16 protein-coding genes are annotated in these 21,265 nt (G+C 62.0%); 6 read left to right on the top strand and 10 right to left on the bottom strand.

All coding sequences use genetic code 11. The features are described from left to right. Positions 1-20: 20 nt before the first annotated feature. The 4 genes from J4P02_RS28455 (at position 21) to bfr (ending at position 3,695) form a co-directional block, all read left to right on the top strand. Entirely contained in the window at positions 21-1,022 is a 1,002-nt protein-coding gene (locus tag J4P02_RS28455) for a DNA-directed RNA polymerase subunit alpha (protein WP_007970428.1), read from the top strand. Between the two features lie 42 nt (positions 1,023-1,064). Further along, a complete protein-coding gene (gene rplQ, locus J4P02_RS28450; protein ID WP_192309350.1) occupies positions 1,065-1,451 on the top strand; it encodes a 50S ribosomal protein L17 in 387 nt (128 codons plus the stop codon). A gap of 176 nt (positions 1,452-1,627) precedes the next feature. Continuing rightward, positions 1,628-3,076: a catalase gene (locus J4P02_RS28445; protein ID WP_426196708.1), complete on the top strand. Its 1,449-nt coding sequence runs from the start codon at positions 1,628-1,630 to the stop codon at positions 3,074-3,076. A 154-nt stretch (positions 3,077-3,230) separates the two neighbouring features. After that, positions 3,231-3,695 carry a bacterioferritin gene (bfr, locus tag J4P02_RS28440; protein ID WP_022641324.1) on the top strand — a complete coding sequence of 155 codons (465 nt, stop codon included), beginning with the start codon at positions 3,231-3,233 and terminating at the stop codon, positions 3,693-3,695. Between the two features lie 118 nt (positions 3,696-3,813). On the opposite strand, the gene uvrA is transcribed toward bfr, so the two are convergent. Then, positions 3,814-6,648, bottom strand: coding sequence for an excinuclease ABC subunit UvrA (uvrA, locus tag J4P02_RS28435; protein ID WP_426196705.1), 2,835 nt, complete (start codon positions 6,646-6,648; stop codon positions 3,814-3,816). A 177-nt stretch (positions 6,649-6,825) separates the two neighbouring features. On the opposite strand from uvrA, the gene J4P02_RS28430 reads away from it, so the two are divergent. Together J4P02_RS28430 and J4P02_RS28425 are read left to right on the top strand one after the other, a co-directional pair. Further along, positions 6,826-8,220: an MFS transporter gene (locus J4P02_RS28430; RefSeq protein WP_426196703.1), complete on the top strand. Its 1,395-nt coding sequence runs from the start codon at positions 6,826-6,828 to the stop codon at positions 8,218-8,220. Between the two features lie 9 nt (positions 8,221-8,229). After that, complete coding sequence (locus J4P02_RS28425; protein WP_426196701.1) at positions 8,230-8,739, top strand: single-stranded DNA-binding protein; 510 nt, start codon at positions 8,230-8,232, stop codon at positions 8,737-8,739. An 87-nt stretch (positions 8,740-8,826) separates the two neighbouring features. On the opposite strand, the gene J4P02_RS28420 is transcribed toward J4P02_RS28425, so the two are convergent. From J4P02_RS28420 to J4P02_RS28380, 9 genes are all read right to left on the bottom strand, one after another. Continuing rightward, positions 8,827-9,879 carry a hypothetical protein gene (locus J4P02_RS28420; RefSeq protein ID WP_426196699.1) on the bottom strand — a complete coding sequence of 351 codons (1,053 nt, stop codon included), beginning with the start codon at positions 9,877-9,879 and terminating at the stop codon, positions 8,827-8,829. A gap of 17 nt (positions 9,880-9,896) precedes the next feature. Next, positions 9,897-11,711, bottom strand: a complete 1,815-nt coding sequence (locus tag J4P02_RS28415) for a hypothetical protein (RefSeq protein WP_426196697.1) — start codon at positions 11,709-11,711, stop codon at positions 9,897-9,899. A gap of 3 nt (positions 11,712-11,714) precedes the next feature. After that, positions 11,715-13,007, bottom strand: a complete 1,293-nt coding sequence (locus tag J4P02_RS28410; RefSeq protein ID WP_426196695.1) for a hypothetical protein — start codon at positions 13,005-13,007, stop codon at positions 11,715-11,717. A 13-nt stretch (positions 13,008-13,020) separates the two neighbouring features. Continuing rightward, positions 13,021-13,965, bottom strand: a complete 945-nt coding sequence (locus tag J4P02_RS28405) for a hypothetical protein (protein ID WP_426196693.1) — start codon at positions 13,963-13,965, stop codon at positions 13,021-13,023. Between the two features lie 70 nt (positions 13,966-14,035). Then, positions 14,036-16,489 (bottom strand): hypothetical protein, encoded by a 2,454-nt coding sequence (locus J4P02_RS28400; protein ID WP_426196691.1) that lies wholly within the window; start codon positions 16,487-16,489, stop codon positions 14,036-14,038. 12 nt (positions 16,490-16,501) lie between these two features. After that, complete coding sequence (locus tag J4P02_RS28395; protein ID WP_426196689.1) at positions 16,502-17,686, bottom strand: hypothetical protein; 1,185 nt, start codon at positions 17,684-17,686, stop codon at positions 16,502-16,504. Beyond that, positions 17,665-19,110 carry an alkaline phosphatase family protein gene (locus tag J4P02_RS28390; RefSeq protein ID WP_426196687.1) on the bottom strand — a complete coding sequence of 482 codons (1,446 nt, stop codon included), beginning with the start codon at positions 19,108-19,110 and terminating at the stop codon, positions 17,665-17,667. The genes J4P02_RS28395 and J4P02_RS28390 overlap by 22 nt, the downstream gene beginning before the upstream one ends. Beyond that, positions 19,100-20,338 (bottom strand): metabolite traffic protein EboE, encoded by a 1,239-nt coding sequence (eboE, locus tag J4P02_RS28385; RefSeq protein ID WP_426196685.1) that lies wholly within the window; start codon positions 20,336-20,338, stop codon positions 19,100-19,102. The genes J4P02_RS28390 and eboE overlap by 11 nt, the downstream gene beginning before the upstream one ends. After that, a complete protein-coding gene (locus J4P02_RS28380) occupies positions 20,335-21,219 on the bottom strand; it encodes a TatD family hydrolase (protein ID WP_019094227.1) in 885 nt (294 codons plus the stop codon). The genes eboE and J4P02_RS28380 overlap by 4 nt, the downstream gene beginning before the upstream one ends. Positions 21,220-21,265 lie beyond the last annotated feature (46 nt).

Genomic DNA, 21,265 nt, shown 5'->3' with positions numbered 1-21,265 from the left:
GCTAGAAAATAGGTGCATCCATGCAGATTTCGGTAAATGAGTTCCTGACACCCCGCCATATTGATGTGCAGGTTGTCAGTCCAACCCGCGCCAAGATCACCCTCGAGCCTCTCGAGCGTGGTTTTGGCCACACCCTGGGCAACGCGCTGCGCCGCATCCTGTTGTCCTCAATGCCCGGCTGTGCAGTAGTCGAGGCCGAGATTGACGGTGTGCTCCACGAGTACAGCGCCATCGAAGGTGTACAGGAAGACGTAATTGAAATCCTGTTGAACCTTAAAGGTCTGGCTATCAAGCTGCACGGCCGTGACGAAGTTACGCTGACCTTGTCGAAGAAGGGTTCGGGGGTGGTTACCGCTGCCGATATTCAGCTGGATCATGATGTCGAGATCGTTAACCCCGATCACGTAATCGCTAACCTGGCGTCTAACGGCGCCCTGAACATGAAGCTCGTAGTAGCTCGTGGTCGTGGTTATGAACCGGCCGACTCGCGTCAGAGCGATGAAGACGAAAGCCGCAGCATTGGTCGCTTGCAGCTCGACTCTTCGTTCAGCCCGGTTCGCCGCATCGCCTACGTGGTGGAAAACGCCCGTGTCGAGCAGCGTACTAACCTGGACAAGCTGGTTATTGATCTGGAAACCAACGGTACTCTGGATCCTGAAGAGGCTATCCGTCGTGCTGCAACCATCCTGCAACAGCAGTTGGCTGCGTTCGTCGACCTCAAGGGTGACAGTGAGCCAGTGGTAGTCGAGCAGGAAGACGAGATCGATCCGATCCTGCTTCGCCCGGTTGACGATCTGGAACTGACTGTACGTTCGGCTAACTGCCTTAAGGCGGAAAACATTTACTACATCGGCGACCTGATTCAGCGTACCGAAGTAGAACTGTTGAAGACTCCGAACCTGGGCAAGAAATCCTTGACTGAAATCAAGGACGTTCTGGCCTCCCGCGGTCTGTCCCTCGGCATGCGCCTCGACAACTGGCCGCCTGCAAGTCTTAAGAAGGACGACAAGGCGACTGCCTGATCGTCGTAATCACCGAACGTTGTGTTTGGTAAGGAATGAACCATGCGTCATCGTAAAAGTGGGCGTCACCTGAGCCGCACCAGCTCGCACCGCAAGGCCATGTTCCAGAACATGGCGGTGTCGCTGTTCGAGCACGAGCTGATCAAAACTACTCTGCCAAAAGCCAAAGAACTGCGCCGCGTTGCCGAGCCGCTGATCACTCTGGCCAAGATTGACAGCGTTGCTAACCGCCGTCTGGCTTTCGACCGTACTCGTTCGAAAGCTATCGTTGGTAAGCTCTTCAACGACCTGGGCAAGCGTTACGCTACCCGTGAGGGTGGCTACCTGCGCATCCTCAAGTGCGGTTTCCGCGCTGGCGACAACGCCCCTATGGCGTACGTTGAACTGGTTGATCGTGCTGTCGGCGGCGAAGCTGTATCCGCTGAGTAAGACGTCAGTCTGAAACAAGAAACCGGGCCCTGTGCCCGGTTTTTTGTTTTTAGTTCGATTGTTAATTTCTATCGCAATTCAATGTGTAATGCATTGGATCTTGTAATGTTAGTGGTCAATACTCCTTGTCAGCCGATTAGCCGGCAGTTTCACCGACTGACAGAGGAAGATTGAGCATGAGCCAAACCAAGATTCTTACTACCGCAAGTGGCGCTCCTGTCGCTGATAACCAGAATTCCCGCTCTGCCGGCCCTCGAGGCCCTTTGCTTCTCGACGACTTTCACCTGATCGAAAAGCTTGCCCATTTCAACCGTGAGAATATTCCCGAGCGTCGCGTGCATGCCAAGGGCTCGGGCGCTTACGGCACTTTCACCGTTACTCGCGATATCAGCCAATACACCAGTGCCAAATTGTTCGAATCCGTTGGCAAGAAGACACCAACCTTCTTGCGTTTCTCCACTGTGGGTGGCGAACGCGGCTCGGCGGATACCGAGCGTGATCCGCGGGGGTTCGCTCTCAAGTTCTACACCGAGGAAGGCAACTGGGACATTGTTGGCAACAACACCCCGGTGTTCTTCATTCGCGACCCATTGAAGTTCCCCGACTTTATCCACACCCAGAAGCGCCTGCCCCAGAGCAATCTGAAAAGTGCGCAGATGATGTGGGACTTCTGGTCGCATTCGCCCGAAGCGTTGCACCAGGTCACCATCCTGTTTTCCGACCGAGGCATTCCAGACGGCTACCGTCATATGCACGGCTTTGGCAGCCACACCTACAGCCTGATCAACGCCAAGGGTGAGCGGCATTGGGTCAAGTGGCATTACAAGACCAAGCAGGGGATCAAGAACCTCGCTCCAGCAGAGGCGGCACGCCTAGCGGGCACCGACCCGGATTACGCCCAGCGCGACCTCTTTAACGCTATCGAGCGCGGTGACTTTCCGAAGTGGAGCGTGTGCATCCAGATCATGAGCGAGGCGCAAGCTGCTGCCCACCACGAGAACCCCTTCGACGTGACCAAGACCTGGTCGCAGAAAGAGTTCCCGCTGATCGAAGTAGGTGAGTTGGAGTTGAACCGAAATCCGCTGAACTACTTCGCTGAAGTAGAACAAGCAGCGTTCGGGCCGAGCAACATGGTGCCAGGTGTAGGCTTGTCGCCGGACCGCATGCTCCAGGGGCGCGTATTTGCCTACGCTGATGCCCATCGCTATCGGGTTGGCACCAACCACCAGCAGTTGCCGGTCAATGCGCCTCTGAGCCCGGTGAACAGCTACCAGCGCGATGGCGCCATGGCCTTTGGCAGCAACGGCGGTGCCGCACCGAACTACGAACCCAACAGCTACAGCGATGCACCGAAGCAGGCTCCGCGTTATGCGGAACCGGCCCTGGCCCTCAGCGGCTCCGCCGATCGTTACGATCATCGCGAAGACACTGACTACTACAGCCACGCCGGAGCCCTGTTCCGTTTGATGAATGCTGAGCAGAAGGCCTTGTTGATCGACAACATCGCCGGGGCCATGGCGGGGGTAACCGAGGACGTAGTGCAACGGCAGTTGCAACACTTTTTCAAAGCCGATCCGGCTTACGGAGAGGGAATTGCCAAAGCCTTGGGCGTATCGCTCAAGTAAGTCTAAATAAGAAGCAGAACCGCCCGCATTTGGGCGGTTTTTGCGTTATTTATACTGCTTTTCTCGGATAATCTTCGCTTTTTCAGCTTTTCTAAGTGACCTGCAAGTCAGCTTGGTTCAAACTATCCACTTTCAAGCAGGGAGATGTAGGGCGATGCAAGGTCACCCGGACGTAATCGATTACCTCAACACGTTGCTGACGGGCGAACTGGCAGCGCGCGACCAATATTTCATCCATTCGCGGATGTACGAAGACTGGGGCTTCACCAAGCTCTACGAGCGTATCAACCATGAGATGGAAGAAGAGGCGCAGCACGCCGATGCCCTGATCCGACGCATCCTGATGCTTGAAGGCACGCCACGCATGCGCCCTGACGATCTGGACACCGGAACCACGGTACCGGATATGCTCGCCAGCGACCTGCGCCTGGAATACAAGGTGCGCGCCGCTCTGTGCAAAGGCATCGAGTTGTGCGAGCTGCACAAGGACTACATCAGCCGCGACATCCTGCGGGTCCAGCTGGCGGACACCGAGGAAGATCACACCTACTGGCTGGAGAAGCAGTTGGGCCTGATCAAGTCCATCGGCCTGGAAAACTACCTGCAATCGCAGTTCTGATCGCGTTTGGTGTTGCTGCCCGTTCGCGAGCAAGCTGGCTGCTTCGGGAAACGAAGCAACCCATAGCTACAAAAAAAGCCCCTGCCACCCTAAGGTGACAGGGGCTTTTTCATGGTCCTCAGGCGCGGTCGCGGGTCAGCAATGGCTTGAGATAGTGCCCGGTATGGGACTGCGGCATGTCCGCCACCTGTTCCGGAGTACCCACCGCGATGATCTGGCCACCCTTGGAGCCACCCTCCGGCCCCAGGTCCACCAGCCAGTCGGCGGTCTTGATCACGTCCAGGTTGTGCTCGATCACCACCACGGTATTGCCGTGATCGCGCAAGCGATGCAGCACGTCCAGCAACTGCTGGATATCCGCGAAGTGCAGGCCGGTGGTCGGCTCATCGAGGATATACAGGGTCTTGCCGGTATCGCGCTTGGACAACTCGCGGGACAACTTCACCCGCTGGGCCTCGCCACCCGACAAGGTGGTGGCCGACTGCCCGAGCTTGATATAGGACAGCCCCACATCCATCAGCGTCTGCAGCTTGCGCGCCAGGGCCGGCACCGGGTCGAAAAACTCCCGGGCTTCCTCGATGGTCATTTCCAGCACCTCGTGGATGTTCTTGCCCTTGTACTTGATCTCCAGGGTTTCGCGGTTATAGCGCTTGCTCTTGCACACATCGCACGGCACGTAGATATCCGGCAGGAAGTGCATCTCCACCTTGATCAGGCCATCGCCCTGGCAGGCCTCGCAGCGCCCGCCCTTGACGTTGAACGAGAAGCGGCCAGGCCCGTAGCCGCGGGAGCGGGATTCCGGCACCCCGGAAAACAACTCGCGGATGGGCGTGAACAGCCCGGTGTAGGTCGCGGGGTTGGAGCGTGGCGTACGACCGATCGGGCTCTGGTCGATATCCACCACCTTGTCCAGGTGCTGCAGGCCATTGATGCTGTCGTGGGCTGCGGCTTCCAGGGTCGTGGCGCCATTCAGGGCGGTGGCGCTCAGGGGGAACAGGGTGTTGTTGATCAGCGTCGACTTGCCCGAACCGGAAACCCCGGTCACGCAGGTCAGCAGGCCAATGGGGATTTCCAGGTCGACATTACGCAGGTTGTTGCCCCGGGCGCCCTTCAAGGTCAGCGACAGCTTCTTGTTGCGTGGTGTGCGCTTGGCCGGCACGACGATCTTCACTCGGCCGGAAAGATACTTGCCGGTCAATGAGTCGGGGTGCGCCATGACTTCGGCGGCGGTGCCCTCGGCGACGATCTGCCCGCCATGCACCCCGGCCCCCGGGCCGATATCCACCACGTAGTCGGCCAGGCGGATGGCGTCTTCATCGTGCTCGACCACTATCACCGTGTTGCCGATATCCCGCAGGTGCTTGAGGGTCCCCAGCAGCCGGTCGTTGTCGCGTTGATGCAGGCCAATGGACGGCTCGTCGAGGATGTACATCACCCCCACCAGGCCGGCGCCGATCTGGCTGGCCAGGCGAATGCGCTGGGCTTCGCCACCGGACAAGGTATCGGCGCTGCGATCCAGGGTCAGGTAATCGAGGCCGACATTGACCAGGAACTGCAGGCGCTCACGAATTTCCTTGAGAATCTTGTCGGCGATCTCACCTCGGCGCCCGGTGAGTTTCAGGGTGCCGAAATAATCGGTGGCATCGCCGATAGGCAGGCTGGTGACCGCCGGCAGGGTTTTCTCGCCCACCCACACGTGCCGTGCTTCGCGACGCAGGCGGGTGCCGCGGCAATCCGGGCAGGGCTGGGTGCTAAGGAACTTGGCCAGCTCTTCACGCACAGTGGCCGATTCGGTTTCTCGGTAGCGGCGCTCGAGGTTCGGCACTATGCCTTCGAACGGGTGGGAACGCTTGACGATGTCGCCGCGGTCGTTGAGATACTTGAAGTCGACGTTCTGGTTGCCGCTGCCGTTGAGAATGACCTTCTGCTGATCTGCCGGCAGCTGGTTGAACGGCACTTCCAGGCTGAAACCGTAGTGCGCGGCCAGCGAGCCGAGCATCTGGAAGTAATAGACGTTGCGCCGATCCCAGCCGCGAATGGCCCCTTCGGCCAGGGTCAGCTCGCCATTGACCAAGCGCTTGATGTCGAAGAACTGCTTGACCCCCAGGCCGTCGCAGGTCGGGCAGGCACCCGCCGGGTTGTTGAAGGAGAACAGCTTGGGTTCCAGCTCGCTGATGGCGTGACCGCAGATCGGGCAGGCGAAGCGCGCGGAAAAGATCATCTCTTCCCCCGGTTCGTCGTCCATTGGCGCCACCAGGGCAATGCCATCCGCCAGCTTCAGGGCGGTCTCGAAGGATTCCGCCAGGCGCTGCTGCAGATCGCTGCGCACCTTGAAGCGGTCGACCACCACATCAATGGAATGCTTCTTCTGCTTATCCAGCTTCGGTACTTCGTCCAGTTCGTACAGCTTGCCGTTGATCCGGGCGCGCACGAAACCCTGGGCGCGCAGTTCCTCAAACACCGACAGATGTTCGCCCTTGCGCTCGCGAATCACCGGCGCCAGCAGCATCAGCTTGCTGCCTTCGGGCTGGGCCAGCACCAGGTCGACCATCTGGCTGACGGTCTGGGCTTCCAGCGGAATGTCGTGGTCCGGGCAGCGCGGGGTGCCGACGCGCGCGTAGAGCAGGCGCAGGTAGTCGTAGATCTCGGTGATGGTGCCGACAGTGGAACGGGGGTTGTGCGAGGTGGATTTCTGTTCGATGGAAATCGCTGGCGACAGCCCTTCGATGGTGTCGACATCGGGTTTTTCCATCATCGACAGGAACTGTCGGGCATAGGCCGACAGCGACTCGACATAGCGCCGCTGGCCTTCTGCATACAGGGTGTCGAACGCCAGGGACGACTTGCCGGACCCGGACAGCCCGGTAATCACGATCAGCTTGTCCCGCGGCAGGGTCAGGTCGATGTTCTTCAGGTTGTGGGTGCGGGCCCCACGAATCAGAATCTTGTCCAAAAGTGGCCTCGATCGGCGGGCGTAAAGGCAGGAGTATAAAACCAAATACTGGATGGATGCACACCATCGTTTGGTGCTTTTTTGCTCGCATGAAAGGCTGCGCGGCAAAGCGTCGCCATATACCCCCTCAATCGATCGGACTGGTAGAATCGCCGCCGGTTCATACGAGGTTTATCCATGCACGATCCCCACAGCGAGCGCATGAGTGGCGCCGAGACCCGCGCGGCAAGCGGTCTGGCCCTGGTGTTCGCGTTCCGTATGCTTGGCATGTTCATGGTCCTGCCGGTCCTGGCAACCTATGGGATGGATCTCGCAGGAGCGACCCCGACCTTGATCGGCCTGGCGATTGGCGCCTATGGCCTGACCCAGGCCATTTTCCAGATTCCCTTCGGCATCATTTCCGACCGCATCGGCCGGCGCCCAGTGATTTACCTGGGGCTGATAGTGTTTGCCCTGGGCAGCGTGCTGGCGGCCAATGCCGACTCGATCTGGGGGGTGATCGCCGGGCGCATCCTGCAAGGCGCCGGGGCGATCTCCGCAGCAGTGATGGCACTGCTTTCGGACCTGACCCGCGAGCAGCATCGAACCAAGGCCATGGCCATGATCGGCATGACCATTGGCCTGTCGTTTGCCGTGGCCATGGTAGTCGGCCCGCTGCTGACCCGCAGTTTCGGCCTGTCCGGGTTGTTCCTGGCCACAGGCGGCATGGCTCTGGTGGGCATCCTGATCGTCGCCTTCATGGTGCCGCGTTCCACCGGGCCCATGCAGCACCGCGAGTCCGGGGTTGCGCGCCAGGCGTTGCTGCCGACGCTCAAGCACCCCGACCTGTTGCGCCTGGACCTGGGCATCTTCGTACTGCACGCCATGCTGATGTCGAGCTTCGTCGCCTTGCCCCTGGCCCTGGTGGAAAAAGCCGGCCTGCCCAAGGAGCAGCATTGGTGGGTGTACCTCACTGCGCTGCTGATTTCCTTCTTCGCCATGATCCCGTTCATCATCTACGGCGAGAAGAAACGCAAAATGAAACGAGTGCTGCTGGGGGCGGTCAGTACCTTGCTGCTCAGCGAGCTATTCTTCTGGGAGTTCGGCAACAGCCTGCAGGCGCTGGTGATTGGCACCGTGGTGTTCTTCACCGCGTTCAACCTGCTGGAGGCGTCACTGCCGTCGCTGATCAGCAAGGTCTCGCCGGCAGGCGGCAAGGGCACGGCGATGGGGGTGTATTCCACCAGCCAGTTCCTCGGTTCGGCACTGGGCGGCATCCTCGGCGGCTGGCTGTTCCAGCATGGCGGTTTGTCGGTTGTGTTCCTCGGATGCGCAGGTCTGGCTGCACTCTGGCTGGCCTTTGCTGTTACCATGCGCGAGCCCCCGTATGTGACGAGCCTGCGCTTGCCGTTATCGCCTGAAGCGATCCGCGAAGCCGGCCTGGTCGAGCGCCTGAAGGCCGTTGTTGGGGTAACAGATGCCGTGGTGGTGGCCGAGGAGGCCGCCATTTACATCAAATTGGACACCGAATTATTGGATCGCGCGACCCTCGAGCAGCTGGTCAATCCAGCGCCGTCGGCGAGCGAAGCCTAGGAGAACGTTATGGCCCGTGGGGTTAACAAAGTCATATTGGTCGGCACTTGCGGCCAGGATCCCGAAGTTCGCTACCTGCCTAACGGTAACGCCGTGACCAACCTGAGCCTGGCCACCAGCGAACAGTGGACCGACAAGCAGACCGGCCAGAAGGTCGAGCGCACCGAATGGCACCGTGTGTCGATGTTCGGCAAGGTCGCGGAGATTGCCGGCGAGTACCTGCGCAAGGGTTCCCAGGTCTACATCGAAGGCAAGCTGCAGACCCGCGAGTGGGAAAAAGACGGTATCAAGCGCTACACCACCGAGATCATCGTCGACATGCAGGGCACCATGCAGCTGCTGGGTGGCCGTCCGCAACAGGGCGACCAACAACAGGGTGGCGGCAACAACTACCAGCAGTCCGCTCCCCGCCAGCAAGCGCCACGTCCGCAGCAGGCGCCACAGCGTCCAGCACCACAGCAGGCCGCGCCGCAGCCGGCTCCGGATTTCGACAGCTTCGATGACGATATTCCGTTCTGATCGCCTGCTTCGGCATTGCGCATCGATAGAAACGGGGCCATGTACATGGCCCCGTTTTTTTATGCCTGGATGCCCGGGCCCCAGGCCTCAGAGCTGCACCCGACGCAGGCAACCGCTCAAGGCCACCACCTGATGATCGGCGGTGGGAATGGCGCGTCCACTCAAGCCCATGCCTTCGCTCACCAGTACCCCATCCTCGACGCAGCACAGGTTGGACGGCGTATCCAGGTCGGCGGCCAGCACCTGCACGCTGCGCTGTTGCAGGTCGCAACGCAGCAGGCGTCCGCTGAAACGGGCGAAGCCGCCGTGCAAGGGTTCGCCGGACCATTCAGGAAGCAGCGGTTGCAGCAGCCGGTCGCACAGCTCCAGCACCAGAATCCGTCCCTGCGGGTCCAGCGCCAGGCCGGTGGGCAACTGCAGCCCGCGGATCAGCACTTCGACCCGCCCATTGGCCGGCCACACCCGGATCACCTGGCCGGCCCGTTCGGCGAACTCGATGCCCTGCAATGCCGGATCGCGGCGCAATTCACCGGAAAACAGACTGATCAGCACGGCATCGGTGCGCGCTTCGTACACCAGGGTTACCGGCACTGCTTCCTGGCCCTGATCCAGGTCCGGCAACTGTGCCAGCACCTGCTCGCCGTCCTCGGCGAATTCCACCAGTTGGTTGGTATCGGGCTTGACCGCCAGCCAGCTCCGTCGGCCGGGGTGATAGCACAGCGAGTTGAGGTTGCCGCGGCTATGGAACACCGGCTCCGGTGGGCTGTATTGCAAGTCCAGCAGCTTGGAGCCGGCGACGTAGTCGGTCTGGCTGGCCAGGCAACGCCCGCCACCGCAGGCAATGTCCGACAGGCCCATGATTTCGTCGCGCAGCATGCGTGATTGCATGTTCATCGAACGAAAACCCTGGGCCAGCACTTCGGGCGGCAGGTAGTCGCCGGGGTTTTGCGGGTCAGGCCGCAGGCGGCTGAGGCGACCGCTGAGCGGCTGGTCGGGCAGGCCGGAACCGGCCTCCACCAGCAGCAGGCTGCCGTCATTCTGGCGGCAGACTCCGCGGGGGTTGAGCAGTCCCCGGGCAATCACCCGGCTCGGCCGCAGCGCCTGCTCGGGCTGGGCGGGAATATGCAGGGCAACGGGCATGGGCGTGGTCTCCTTGATCAAGGCCGCCAGGGGCTGCTGGTGAGGTAGGCGGTCAACAGCGCACGTTGGCTCGGTGACATCGAGCGCACCACCGACATGTACAGCGTGGTGTTCTGATAGTCCGGCGAGATGCGCGCGAGAATCGCATCCTTGAACCCCATCACCGCGTCAGGCTGGTTGAGCTGGATGTAGCGCGACATGGCGGGAAAGGCCAGGTAATGGAAGCGCAGCACGTTCTCGTACACCTGGTCCCAGGTGACCTGGCTGCCCGCGGGGATGCCGAAGTCGGTCCGGGCGTACTTGCGGAAATTGCTGAAGCTCAGGCTGTTGTCGCCGATGGTATAGGTCAGTGTGGTGAAGCCGGCCAGGGCGCTGGAGTCTGCCTGGGGCATCACGTTGAAGGTCACCGAGGACTGGCCGGCGGGTATGTTGAGCACCGTCGGAAACTGCAGGAAATCCCAATACTGTGTTTTCTTATACAGGTTGGTTGCCGAGGATTTGATCCTGATGGGCGTGTCCTGCGGCACCCGGCCACCAAGATAGCGGGCTTGCAAGGTCACCTGCACACTCGAACTGCTGGTGTCGAAGTAGTTGTTGCGCTGGTCGCTGTAGACTCGATAGGGCCGTTCGGGAGCCGACAGCGGCGGATTCACGCTGCTCCCGGGGGCGCTGATGCTCAGGGGGTTGCTCTGCACCTGCTGCAACTGGCTGGCATTGAGCGCAATGTCGAGGATGCCACCGTACAGGTAATAGTTCTGCAGCAGCGGGTCGCTGGGCGGATAACTGGCCAGGGCCGGGCCACCGGCGGCAATGCTGACGGTTCCGTAGTCGGCATTGGGGCCTATGGGGCTGGTGATGTCGTCGCGGCGGGCGCGGAAGGTCTGCTTGGGAATCAGGTTGACCATATCGATGCTCAGCAGCCCGTTGGCCACCTCGGCATAGGCGACGCTGGCGATGTCCTTGTCGGCATTGACCAGTTGCCGGCCCGGCGGGCAGATATGCGGCTCATTGGCGTAGGCCGTGGCCAGGGTGCCGATGATCCGGCCGATGCTCGGGTTGGGGCTGAACTGGCCGGCGGCGTAGTCGTCGTTCAACTGGTCGGTGGTCATGGTGGGGCACATCTCGAACATCGAGAAGCGCAGCACCAGCCCGGTGGCCCCGGGGGCTTGGATCAAGGCCTTGAGGCCGGGGCTGTTCTGGTTGTAACTGACGATGCTGCTCAGGGGAAAGGTCAGCTGAAAGGTGCCGCTGCCATGAAAGGAGCCGGGAGCATCCATCTTCGGCGGCAGCAGTACCCGGGTATTGACGTCGAAACTGCTGCACACCGTGTCCCAGCGGATCAACAACTCGGGCGTGGTGCCGTTGCCGATCTGCAGGCCGCCGACAAAGATCTGCGTGGTGGTGGTCGCCGTGGGGTCCAGGTCGACCATCATCGGCCCGGAGTAGGGCCCTTGCCCGGTTCCGGGCGTCACCGAGCCGAGCAGGTACACCGGCTGGCCCACCAGGTCGCCGTCCAGGGCGATATTGCCCGGAGTGCCCTGGGAGCTGATCAGCGCGTTGTACAGCGTCACCACATGTTCGCCGTAATGGTTCCAGCCACCGGCGGTATAGCGGCTGTTGGGCCCGATTTCCGGGTCGGGGGCATTGATCAGCGCATACAGCTGATCATCGCTGTAGCCCTGGGCGCTGGGCGCCACGGTCGAGGTGGTGAGGTCGAACAGCTCCATCCGGCTGGTGGCGCCGGTGGGCAAGGTGGGCGAGTTGTTCGGCACGCTGACATCGGTGGAAATGCCGCCCCAGAAATTCAGCCGGGGTCCGTTCAATATGCTCATGGTCTATTCCTTGGCCTTGGCGGCGTGAGAGGCAGGGGCTTGGGCGAAGCGGAACACGTAGGAGAAGTCGCTCTTGCTCAGGCTGTTCAGCGGCGTCGCCATGGAGTGGCAGTTCATGCAGCTGCTGCTGGCCTGGATATAGCTTTCCATGGTCACGTTGGCCGACAGCGCCGGTGTCGGCTGGCCCAGCGGGTTGCCCGGGTTGTTGGGTTGCTGCGGCCGCTGGGTGGTTACCAGCTGGTAGTACTGGAACACACTGGACTGCACCGGCGGGCTGCTCTGGAACTGGCTGTTGACCTGCTGGGTACCGGCGGTGATCGGGGTGACCCGGTTCAGCGGATCGGGGGTCTTGAAGCTGGCGCCGGGCTTGGGCTGGCAGACCATGCCGGAGCTCGCCGGCTGCCAGTTGCACGGCGACTGGTTGAGGCTCTCGGCCGGTGCCTTGGCATCGAAGTAGGAATAGAAGACCCCGGCTGCCGGCTGGTCCACCCACTTGCCTTGCTGCTGGACCTTGGGCGGCACGTTGTCGACCTGCTCGAAGGTCGACCAGATCCACTGCGGGAAGCCATCGACCTTGGTGATGATGTGCAGCCCCACCAGCCCCAGGTTGGCCTCGGTGGTGCCGATCGGCTGGCCCTGGTCGTTGAACTGGGTGACCTGGGCCCGCATCGTCAGGTAGCGGCTGGTGTCGTCGTTGGCGGTCATGATGCGCCAGCTGGACTTGACCTCGCTGGCATTGGCCGGAAAGGCGATGTTCTGCGCCGCCTCGACGATAGCGGCGTTATAGAACTGATTGTTGACGATGTAGGTGTAGGACACCTCATTGGTGGCGATGTCGTAGTAGGTCGGATTCTGCCGCTGGTCGATCAGCCAGCCGCCCACCGCCTGCAGGTCGGACTGCACCACCTGGGTGTTCTTCACCGCGGCAATATTGATCAGGCTGAGGTTCCGGGGTTTCAGCAGGCTGTTCCAGGGGCCCGGATTCTGCCCGTTGGGCAGAAAGGTTTCGGCGATGCTCTTGAAACTCTGCCACACGGTATTGCCCGGGCTGCCCAGGGGCTTGCTGCAATCGGCCACCCCCCGCTGCCCGGCCTGGGCCGGCCAGTTGAGGTTGATGAACATCTGCCAGCTGTAGTTATCGAAGGCACCCTGGGAGGCGCCGGCCGCCGGCACCACCGGCAGCGGCGGACACTGGCCGACGCTCTGCGGGGTGACGCCGGCAGGTTGCAGGGCGCTGGCCGGCAGGCTGGCCAGGCCGAGCAACAGCAAGGCGGTGAAACGGCTCCAATGGTTCATGTGACGGCTCCTGTCACTGCGAGATGGGCGCGAGTTGGTTCCACTGTGGCCGCGCACCGTTTTTCAGCGATGGCGGTGGGGTGAACAGCTGGCAGTCAGGCGGGTTGGCCGGGCACATCTTCGCCACCTGGTCCCAGGTGGTGGCCGGGTCCGGCTTGGCGTTGCTCCAGTTGCGGTAGTTCTGGCTGACGATCGGGGCGTTGGCCACGCTGGCATCGCCGGAGAAATAGAACGACTGCGGATGCTGGTAGGCCGGCTGCCCCGGCCCGTCACTGGTGGCCTGCTTGTTGAAGGCATAACCGAACAGGATCGGTGGCTGGCCCTGGGGTTTGAGCTCCAGGGCATAGGCCAGCACGCTGCCGTCCAGGTTCTGGCTGCGAGTGGCGCTGTAGGGCAGGTGCTTGATGAAGTCCTGGCGCGGCGGATGGTTCATCGGCGAAAACATGCAGCAGGCCGGCATGTCCTTGGGCCGGTCCTCGGGGTAGGTGAGGAAGTAGGCCTTGTTGCCCAGGGACACGAAGGAGCAGGTGTAGTTGTTGTTCTTGATGGGGAAGATCGGCAGGCAGTACTTCTCGTAGTGCTCCATCATCGCCCCGGTGCCGTCGCGGTCGGCCGGCACATAGGTGTTGTCGTAGTAGCTAGTGCCCTGGGACACCGTGTAGTCAGCCGGTTGCAGCGTGCTCGGCGGGCTGCTGTAGGGCGGCTGGTTGTTCTGGTAGTTGGCGGTGACCCGGTACATGGTCCAGTCGCTGACCCAGGTCGCGGGAAACTGCGGGTCGGCCGGCTCGCCGGCCTTGCGCTTGGCCACGCAGTGGTTGTTCAGGGCATTGCAGCCCTTGGTGTTGTGCACGCCCATATTGAAATAGACGTTGTCAGGGTACTTATCGGCCCACAGTGCCTGGCTGGCGCACAGCAAGGTGGTGGCCAACAACAGCCGTTGCAAGAGATGGGTTTTCATCTGGTGCTCCTTTGCAGAAGCCGGGCGAGGGTGAGTCGCCCGGCGTTCCATGGTGGCTGGCGTTTACGGCTTAGCCCTTGATGTAGTCGCTGGGTTTCAGCTCGGTGGGTGGGTAGCCCTGGCTCACCAGATCCGTGGCCCAGATTTCCAGCACCCGACGCCGGGTCTGCGACAAGTCGCGGGTGATGGGCATCGCCAGGGTGCTCTCCTCCTGGTAGTCCTTGCTGATCAGCACAATGAACTGGCTGATCGCCCCCTCGATGCGCTGCAGGGAGTTGAGCGGCATGAACTTGTTCATGATCGGATACAGGTAATAGAAGGGCTGGAGGATCCTCGGAAAGATGAACTCCCTCCAGATCCGCAGGTTGGAGTCATCGTACTGGCACACCCGGTTCCAGCAGTCGATGAAGTCCTTGAGCATCTGCGGTTCCTGCGGCAACACCCGCAGCGGCGCCAGGAAGTCCGTGTAGGCCTGGTTGAAGTTGAAGCTGAACGGAATCTGCGGCGGCTGCCCCGAGTTGTCCTGGAGGAAGAAGCGCAAGGTGGGGAAGCCTGGCGCCACGGCGCGGACGCTGATCTGGGCGATGCCCTGGGCGTTGGTATGGATGCAGGTCTGGCTGTATTCGATGTTGGCGCCCAGTTTGTCCTCGAGGGTGCCGCTCTTGGTCTGAGCGTCAGCCAGGAGCAGGCACGGCCTGAGGTTCACTGCGGCTGGGGTCTTGAGGTAGTCCTGGTACAGGATGGGCACCATGACCGGGTCGCTTGGGTCTTGTTGAGTCTTGACCTTGCTGCTGAGCAAGGCACTGAGGTTACGGCCGCTGCCCTCCCGCAGCAGGCTCAGAGAAGGCTTACCGCCTTTGAAGTTGGGCGTTGCCTGTTGGTTTTTCTTGCGGTTGCTCGGGTAGTCCTCGATCAGGACGAAGTTCGCCGCGTTGCTGAACGCCAGGTAGTAGTCGCTGGTGCTCAGCATGAAGGCATTGTTGTACTCGGCAACCAGGAGCTGGGTACCGGCCGGCGCCGGCTGGCCGTTGCACTGCACCATGATGTTCAGCGTGAGGCTGTCGCCCACATCGATAAAGCTGCCGCTTTCTATGACTTCCGCCGTCCACAGCTGTTGCGCGGCTGCTACCTTGCCTGTGCCCTGCTGGCGTAATTCCAGGCTGCCCGGCTGCTGCAGCTGCTTCAGGGCGTTGGCATCCAGGGTCAGGTCCAGCAGGCCTGCGCGCTTGTCGAAGGCACTCTGGCGGTATTGCTCGAAACCGAAGCTGGCCAGCTTCTGGAATGAACCGCCCGTCACATTGATCCCCAGGTCATAGCTGCCGACGTTGAACTTGCCCGCTACCGGCACGCCCTGGTTGAGCTTGACCACGTCTGGCGGCACCAGCGGGTCGTCGCCTACTGGATAGAAGGGGAAGGTGTTGCCCAGGTCCAGGGACAGGGTCGAGCCATGCACCTCGGCGCTCAGCACACCCAACTTCACGAACTGGTCCCCGGTAGGAGGATTGATCAGCGAATCTCCCGGAATAGCCTTGAAGAAGCTCACCGCTTCCTTGGCGGCCAGGCGCTGGCCGGCCGGCGCCGTGGGGTACTCATTGTCGAACCACAGGCCCAGGGTGCCGGCGGTGCGGCTGTAGGCCGGGTTGTAGAAAATGTCTGCGACGTTATCCAGCCCCTGCTGGTACATCTTCTGCAGCGCCGCCAGGGCCTCTGGGGTATTGGAGCGGGTGTTCACCGGCGGGTAGTCGTTGAACACGCCGTTCTTGTCGTAGAAGGTCAGGTAGGTACTGAACCTGAACATCAGGCCCTTGGCATTCTGCTTGGTCATCTCATCGTGCAGGATCTTCAGCAGTTGGGAGTCGCCCAGGTACCACTTCAGGTTGTCTTTGGGGAAGCAGGTCTGCCAGGTGGTGGTCACGTAGTTGAGGCCGCCAAAGGCGCCCCAGTTGAAGTTGAGGAAGCGATCGAGCATGCGGTACTGGCGCTTGAGCTCCAGGCCGCAGTGGGTGTCGCCCATCACCATCTTGTCGAAGTACAGCGCGGTGAAGGTGTTTTGCCAGGGGCTGATATCGACGAAACGTGCCGGTGTCGGAGCGGTGCTGCCGAAAGGGTTGCCCAGCAACTGGTAGCCCTGGTTGATCAGGGCATCGCTGTCGACATAGCTGTTGGCCTGCAGCTCGCCGCCGATGATCACCGAGCGGGTCTGCTTGTAGTCGACGGTGCCGCAAGCGTTGTCACCGAACAGGTCCCATTCGGCGGGAATCATTGGATAGTTGTCGGGGTTGCCGTTACCGGGTACCTGTTTCACGTAATCCGGCAGATTCTCGAAGGGCAGCGGGGCGATGGTCCAGGGCATCAGCAGGCTGGGGGCATTGCGGTCGTTGATGTCGTAATGAGACAGGAACGGCCAGTTCATCTGCATCTTCACCGCGTCATAGAGCGGCAGTACGTCGTTGTTGTTGGCCGTGGGCGGGTTCCAGAACATATGGCCGTTGAAATAGATCCGGGGAAAGTTCAAGACGCTCATGAGCTGCTCTCCTTAGCGTTTCCACTGGGCGCGTTTCAGCGACCAGACGTAGTCCAGTTTTTGATAGCCGGCAAAATCGCTGTCCGGCAGCACCGAGGTGGGATAGACGATCCCGCCGTCCTGCTTCAGGGCGAAGTTGAAGAAGGTGTTCTTGCTGCTCGAGTAGGCCGCGGTGTTGTGGCACGCCAGGCACGAGGATTGGCTCTGGAACGCCGACTCCATCTGCGAGTTGGCCAGCAGCTTGGGCGCAGGCTGGGCGTGGTCGTACTGCACGCCGATCAGCTCGTACTGGGCCAGGTTCTTGTTCGCCGCCTGGAACTGCGCGTTCACCGGCTTGGCCGCGTCGGTCGGGCCGGTGATGTTGTGCATCGGCTTGGCCGGTGTCTCGTTGGTCACCGTGTACTTGCTGTTGTTGAGGTTCTCGAAGGTGCTCCAGACCCAGTCGTGGGTCAGCTTGTTGATCACGTGCATGCCGCTGAGCCCGGCAAAGCCGACCTGGTACTGGCCGTTCTTGTCGACGTAGTAGGCCTGGGCGATGAAGTAGCCGTCCGCCACCAACTGTTTCTGGAACTCGGCATCGCTGCCGATCCACAACCAGGAAGTCTTCAGTTCCCAGGCCGTGGTGGGGAACACCAGGTCGCTGGTCAGGGCGGCAATGCCATTACGGTTGTAGACCTTGTTCTTGACGACGTAGTCGAAGGTGTCCTGGCCCATCAGCAGGTGGAAGCGCACCGCTTGCCCGCGTTGCGCCGCCGGCACCTGGTTGCCCATCTGCAGCGCCAGGCCATCGACCTGCTGCGTGCCGTTGTCGGTACTGCCATCGGTGTCGTTGCCCAGGTTCAGGAACAGTCCGTTGGGGTCCATGCCGGGTATGCTCTGTGCCTTGTTGGTCACATCGCTCGGCAGGTTGGCGTGCTGGTTGTAAGGCAAGGGAGTCTCGCCCTTGCGCTGGTAGACCTCGTCCGAAGGTTTGAAGGACTCCCAGACGCGCTGCTTGGGATAGTTGGGGTCCTGGCCGTTGAAGCACACGAACCAGTTCCAGGCCATGGTTTCCGGGCTCTGCTTGAACTGGGTCAGGGTTTTGCTCGCATCGCCTGCAAAACTGAGGAAGGTCTTGCAGTCGATGGGAGGCAGGCTCTGTGCCTGAGCGAGGCCGCTCAGTACACCTAGCATGACTATAGGGATGGTTCGCCGCATGGAATCTCCTTGGCCTGAGCCGTATCGTCATAGGGGCGCCCTAGGAAATGCTCTAGGAGCAGGTGCTTTACCGCAGTGGCCGGCAGTTGCTCCGGCAGGGGTAAATCGCAATCGGTGATCAGCAACGGCCCGACCTCGGGGTTGCTCGGCAAGCGTCCATGGCTGCCGCGGACCAGCCCGGTATCCAGGGGGATCAGGTCCATGTAGTAGCGAAAACCAAGTTTCTTCTGCAGCAGCCGGCGAGCCACCCGCAGCTTGGGAAAGCGGATCGCCGGGTCGATGAACAGCTCCAGCGGGTCGTAGCCCGGCTTGCGGTGGATATCCACGGTGCGGGCGAAGTCCGGCGCCAGGCGTTCGTCTAACCAGTAGTAGTAATCGAACCAGAAGCCCTTAGCGGCCACCGCCACCAGTTCGCCGCTGCGCGGGTGGTCCAGCTGCCAGGCGCGCTGCTCGTGCTTGTCCAGCACCCGCTCGATGCCGGGCTGGCGCTGCAGCAGCGCCTTGACCCGAGGGATATCCGCGGGCCGACGCACATAGACATGGGCGATCTGGTGGTCTGCCACGGCGAAGGCGGCGCTGGCGCCGGGGTCCAGCAGTTCCCAGCTCAGCGAACGGCGCACCTGCACCAGGCCCTCTTCGCGCAACAGGCGGTTGATGGAGATCGACTGCTGCACCGGCTCGATGCCGTATTCGGAAATCAGCATCACCGCTGCATCCTGCTGCCGGGCGAAATCCAGCAGGCGACCCACTTCATGGTCGATGGCCTGCACCTCGACGCCGATCGACGGATGCTCCGGGCCCACCCGTTGCAGGCTGTAGTCCAGGTGCGGCAGGTAGATCAGTTGCAGGTCGGGGCGGCTGATGCGGTACTCGGCCATGGCGCAGTCGACTATCCAGCGGCTGGAGGCAATCCCTGCCGCCGGCCCCCAGAACCCCGGGAAGGGAAACTCGCCGATCTCCTGCTCGATGCGCTGATGCAGGTCCGCCGGTGATGAATAGAGGCCGAATTGCTTGCGCCCGTCGGCGGGGTAGTGTGGCCGCGGGGTGATCGCTGCATCCACCTCGGCATACATGTTGAACCACCAGAACAGCTGGCTGCAGCGCAGGCCGGGAACCTCGCGCTGCAGCGCCTGCCAGACCTTCTCGCCCTGGATCAGGGCATTGGGCTGCAACCAGAAACGCACTTCGGCCTGATCGCGAAAATACCAGCCATTACCGACGATGCCATGTTGTGCCGGGGGCAGGCCGGTGAGGATCGAGGCTTGCACCGTCGAGGTCACGGCGGGAAACACCGGGCGCAGCCGGGCCATTCGCGCCCGTTGCAGCAGGGCATTGATCCGCGGGGTATTGGGGCCCAGCAGGCTCGGTGTCAGCCCCACCACATTGATCAGCAGCAAGGGCTGGCGCGGGCGTTCAGTAGGCATGGGCAGAAGCCTCCAGCGACGAGGAATGGGTACGCAGCAGATCGCGCTGGCGCAACTGCTCCTCGACCCATTGCAGCTCCGCGGCGATCCCCTGCAACAGGGCCTGTTCGCCGTCGGGGCGCAAGGCCCCCGGCAGCACATTCCAGCTGTAAGTCTCGACCTCCAGCACCGGCCGGCACTGCGGATGGTCGGCGAGAAAATCGAAGGTGCGCAGCAGCGCCGCCTGGCTGCCGCTGAGCTCGGGCAGCAGGAACTGCTCGCTGAACAAGGGCACGTGGAAATGAATGCGCAGCTCCGGGCAATGCCCCTGGACCGCTTCCGGTGCCTGCAACGCTGCGGGCAGGTCGGCCCAGGCCAGCAGTTGGCCCTCGGTATCCCGGGCCTTGACCTGATGCAGGTAGGTGGCCTCGGCGAAGTTGCCCAACGCCTTGAGAACCTGTCCGCGGCGCTCCTGGTCGGCGAACGGCAACTGGCAGATCAGGGCATTGGACAGCTGGATCTTGCCCACCGGCACCCTGGCCTGCAGCAGTTGCTGCAGGGACTGATAGCAGTCCTCGAACATCACCGCCTGATGGCAGACGTCGAAGCACAGCGCCAGGTAGCTGTGGTGGGGATCGCTGGCCTGCCAGTGCTTGAAGAACGCGATGGCCTGCTCGGTGTCCTGCAGCACGCAGTCCGGTTCCATCTCCAGGCACAGCAGGATCTTCTTGCCGCTCTGGCGATGCAGTTGGGCCAGCTCGGCGGTCAACTGCCGCAGATGGGTTTCGGCCTGTTGTTGCTGGGCCGCGTCCCAGTTGGCGGCGTAGCCCAGGGGCACGCTGGAGATCACCCCCAGGTGACAATCCAGGGGCAGGGCGGCCGCCAGCAGATGGGCCAGTTGCAGGCTGTATTCCAGGCGTTGCGCCTCGGCCCAGGTGGGTCGGTAGACCTCGGCCTTCACCGCACCCTCATGGAACTGGCCATAGGGAAAGCCGTTCAGCGAAGTCAGGCGCAGGCCGCAATCGTGCAGCAGGTCGAGGAAGTCCTGGCGCACCTGGGGCTGTTGCAGTTCGGCGGCGGCCTGGGCGCTGATCCACAGCCCGCTGTCCTGCAGCGCCAGCCCACGCTGGCGGCGCACCCCCTGGAAATGCGCCTGCACCGAGGCCCGCAGGCCGGCCACATCCCGGGCCGGGTGGACATTGCTGCAATAACCGACCTGCGCCGCGTTCCATACGGCCCGGGCACTCATTTGACCACCGGTTCCTGGCCGCGCAGGGCCGAGTTGTCCTGCCATTGGCGACGCTGGTCGATGGGCAGCGGGGTGCTCACCAGTTGCTTGTCCAACTGGCCACTCTGGGCGAAGAAATCCACCGGGTTATGAAACAGCACCTGCTCCACCTGGGCTTCGCTGAACCCGGCGGCGAGCATCGCCTGGCCGGTCTTGGGCACTTTCAACGGGTCGCTGATACCCCAGTCGGCGGCGCTGTTGACCACCATCTTCTCGGTGCCGTACTGCTGCAGCAGGGCCACCATGCGCTGCTCCGACATCTTGGTATTGGGGTAGATCGAGTGCCCGCGCCAGCAATCGCTGTCCAGCACCAGGGGCAGGGTCAGCTCGTTGAGGTGGTCGATGATCACCAGGTTCTCGGCGATGCCCACCTCGCGGATCACCGCCAGGGTGCGCTTGGTGCCGCCGATCTTGTCGCGGTGCGGGGTGTGCACCAGCACCGGCAGGTTGAACTGCCGGGCCAGCTCCAGCTGGGCGGCGAGAAAGCGGTCTTCCTCGGGGGTGATGTCGTCGTAGCCGATCTCGCCCACCGCTACTACCCCGTCCTTGACCAGGTAGCGCGGGAGAATCTCCAGCACTTCATTGGCCACCGACAGGTCGTTGGCCTCCTTGGGGTTGAGGCCGATGGTGCAGAAGTGGTGGATGCCGAACATGCTGGCGCGAAAGCGTTCCCAGCCCAGCAGGGTGTCGAAATAGTCGATGAAGCTGCCGACGCTGGTGCGCGCCTGGCCCTGCCAGAAGGCCGGTTCGATCACCCCGGTGATACCGGCGGCGGCCATGTTCTGGTAGTCGTCGGTGGTGCGGCTGACCATATGGATGTGCGGGTCGAAGTACTTCGCCATGGTGTGTCCCTTATCGAGTGATCGAGTGAAATCGAGTGGCTGCCGC

It is taken from the genome of Pseudomonas sp. NFXW11 (assembly GCF_049887815.1).
GTDB lineage: Bacteria > Pseudomonadota > Gammaproteobacteria > Pseudomonadales > Pseudomonadaceae > Aquipseudomonas.
The sequence above is the reverse complement of the archived record's forward strand: the minus strand, read 5'-3'. Positions and strand labels throughout refer to the sequence as shown.